This is a genomic window from Streptomyces sp. NPDC058632, assembly GCF_042717095.1.
In the GTDB taxonomy this organism is placed as follows: domain Bacteria; phylum Actinomycetota; class Actinomycetes; order Streptomycetales; family Streptomycetaceae; genus Streptomyces.
This window is the reverse complement of sequence record NZ_JBHXQZ010000097.1, coordinates 1-2,852: the sequence shown is the minus strand read 5'-3', so window position 1 is coordinate 2,852 and position 2,852 is coordinate 1. Positions and strand designations below refer to the sequence as shown.

Annotated in this window: 3 protein-coding genes; 2 read left to right on the top strand and 1 reads right to left on the bottom strand. The window is 72.7% G+C overall.

The genetic code is table 11. The annotated features are described in order from the left end of the window. Nucleotides 1-146: 146 nt before the first annotated feature. Nucleotides 147-869, bottom strand: a complete 723-nt coding sequence (locus ACFWVE_RS28860; RefSeq protein ID WP_384020057.1) for a transglycosylase family protein — start codon at nucleotides 867-869, stop codon at nucleotides 147-149. A 558-nt stretch (nucleotides 870-1,427) separates the two neighbouring features. Between ACFWVE_RS28860 and ACFWVE_RS28855 the strand changes: the two genes are divergently transcribed. Next, entirely contained in the window at nucleotides 1,428-2,264 is an 837-nt protein-coding gene (locus ACFWVE_RS28855) for a hypothetical protein (RefSeq protein WP_384020054.1), read from the top strand. A 120-nt stretch (nucleotides 2,265-2,384) separates the two neighbouring features. Beyond that, nucleotides 2,385-2,804: a hypothetical protein gene (locus ACFWVE_RS28850; protein WP_384020051.1), complete on the top strand. Its 420-nt coding sequence runs from the start codon at nucleotides 2,385-2,387 to the stop codon at nucleotides 2,802-2,804. Nucleotides 2,805-2,852 lie beyond the last annotated feature (48 nt).

The following is a 2,852-nucleotide window of genomic DNA, read 5'->3' as shown; positions in this document are numbered from 1 at the left end:
TATATACAAAATTTGTTGGGGGGGCTGGGTTTTTTTTTTTTACGCCACCGCGGTGGCCCCCATGGGGGCGGCCCGGCCGGGGGGCCGCACCCGGGGGCCGGCCCGGGACCCCGCCTCACCTCGGAACCCGGTGCGGCCAGGGCGGATCAGAGCACGAGACGCTGTCCGGGCAGGATCACGTCGGGGTCCCCGCCGATGACGGCCCTGTTGACGGCGTGCAACTGCTGCCAGGTGGTGCCGTGCCGGGCGGCGACGGCGCTCAGGGTGTCGCCCGCGCGGACGGTGTAGCCACCGCCGGAGGAGCTCCGCTGCGCGCCGCCCGACGACTGGGCCGGCGCCTTCGACGGGATTGACCGCTTCGGCTGGGTGGACTGGTTCGACTGGTTCGACGACGTCGACCGCCGGGAGGACTCCGCCGGCTTCGCGGGCTTCGCCGGGACTTCCTCGGCGGTCGCCGAGGCGGCGCCCGGTGCGCTTCCGGACGCTCCGGCACGTGCCGAGCAGGTGGGCCAGGCGCCCCAGCCCTGCCCCTGCTGGACCTTGGTGGCGACAGCGATCTGCTGGGTCCTGGTGGCCCGGTCGGCGGTCGGCGCGTAGGCCGTGCCGCCGTACGCGCGCCAGGTGGAGGCGGAGAACTGGAGCCCGCCGTAGTAGCCGTTGCCGGTGTTGATGTGCCAGTTGCCGCCGCTCTCGCACTGTGCGATGCGGTCCCACACTCCGCTGTCCGCCGCCGCGGCGCTGCCGGCCGAGGCCAGCAGTCCGAGGGGCGCGAGCAGTGCCGCGCCGGCCAGAGCCGCCGCGGTACGGGGCTTGGGGCCCTTCCGGGTCCTGCGGGCGTCGTCGCGGGTGGTGTCGGCACAATCGGACATGTAGTTCCCTCTCCGAGGACCCGGGGTCCCCCGGGGCGAAGCGCCACCTCCGCGTCATGGGACACGGCATGTCGCGCTCGCCCCGTCCGCCGTCGGGTCGTGCGAAGGATCCGGTGGTGCGTTGGATCCGGCTGGTGCGGTCGGCGGACGTTCCCGGGCGGTGCTCGCTGCACACGGCGGAGGAATCTAGGCAGCCGACCGGGCCGGCATCAAGTAACTCCCCGTCCTCGCAGGCCAGTTCGGGATTACCCTCGGTAGCGGCATTTTCCGGACACCTACTTCATTCCTTGATTTCGTGATTTGTCGACCAGTGGGCCGTGCATCCTGTGAGCCACCTCACTCGTTCAACGGCATTGACGTTGCGGGCAGTTGACGGTGAGTGTCCGGTTCCGTGCCGGAAGTGACCGTGTGCGCAGGATGGTTCGATTCCGTTCGCTCCCGGGCGTGACTCCCGCCACAGATCGCCCGTTGTCATCTGTATGAGCCGGGGGCCCGCCCCGGATCGCGGGCCGGGCCCCACCCGGCCTCGCCACGCACCGCATCCCGAGGGAGTCACCCGTGCCGCGCATGCTCGACGTCAGCGACGAGGTACGCGCCGAGATCGGCGACGAAGAAGCCGACCGCCTGCTCGCCGGAGATTCCACCCCGGGCGGTTACGACTGCACCTCCTGCCGCACACCGGGCGATCCGGAGCAGGAGCGGACCAGCACTGTCCTGTTCATCGGGGACGAGACCGCCGTTCTCGCCTTCGCCCACTCCACCTGCCTGCCCTCGCAGGTCGTCCAGGTCACCGAGGCACAGCTCCAGGGCGCCGTGCGGTCCATCCACGGCGACGCCGCGGCCCCGCCGGCGCAGGCCGTACAGGCCCCGCAGACGGCCCCGGCCCAGTCCGCTGGTCACGCCGCGCAGCACGTCGTGCCGGAGCAGGCCGTGCTCGGCGTGACCAGCGGACTGGTCCTGATCGCCGGGGAGTTGCACCCGGCGCTGGTCGTCGAGCCGACCGCGCCGGTGGCGCGGCCCGGTTCGCTCGGGTCCGGCGACGACTTCCTGCCGCTGCTCATCGAGCAGGGCTTCATGCCCGTGACCGAGCTGTCCACCGCGCCGTCCGTGCTGCACGGCTGGTCGGTCCTGCTGGCCGTGGGGCAACTGCACGCGGTGCTCCAGCCGAATCCGAACGGCGGGCAGCCGGTGGCCTGGTGGCAGGCCCACCAGCCGCTCCAGGTCACCGAGGGCTGGCGGGCGGCCGCCAACAAGCACCAGCAGGTACTGCTGTTCGCGGCCCCGGTCGGCTCGATCGGCCGTCAGCCGCGCGAGGACCTGCTGCGCGACGCGCTGGACAGGGCCGCGGCGAACGGAAGGCTGGTCGCGGCGGCACTGCCGCTCGCCGGTCTCTGACCGGCCGATGGCCGACGGCCGACACCCGACGACCGACTGGCACCCGGCCGACAGGTCGGTGACCGGCGAAAACCCGCATCACGGCCGCATCCCTTGCCGGGCGGGGTCGTTGGGAGATATGTGCACGCATACGACGTTCCCCGCCGCCCGCCCTTCCCGTTGGTCCCCGCCCCCGTGCGGTCGGCTCAGGACTCCGCGGGCGGCCCTTCGGCCACGCCGATCTACGACGCGCTCTACGCCGAGTACGTGAAGTCCTTCCGCTCGCTGCCGGGTGACCGCAGCGGTGAGGAGAAGCTGGGCTTCACCGCCTTCGGAAGCGTCCCGCACAGTACGGGCTCGTCCGTCGGCCACGGCTCGGGGACGTTCGGCGGTTCCGTCGGCGGCGGGTCGTACGGCGCCTACAGCGCGGGGGCGAGCAGCGCCCGTCAGAGCGCGGACCGGCAGCCGCAGTGGCAGCGCGTCCCGGCGGTCGGCCGGCACGCCATCGGGCGGCCCCACGTGCCGGCGGCACTGCCCCCGGCCCCGCGCCGGGAGACCTGACCGAGGGCCACCGGGCCCAGGCCCTGTCGACGGCAGACAGGGTGGAGG

Bases quoted from the DNA above. Each gene is read 5' to 3' on its own strand.
- ACFWVE_RS28860 (WP_384020057.1), bottom strand. From the start codon at position 869: ATGTCCGATTGTGCCGACACCACCCGCGACGACGCCCGCAGGACCCGG.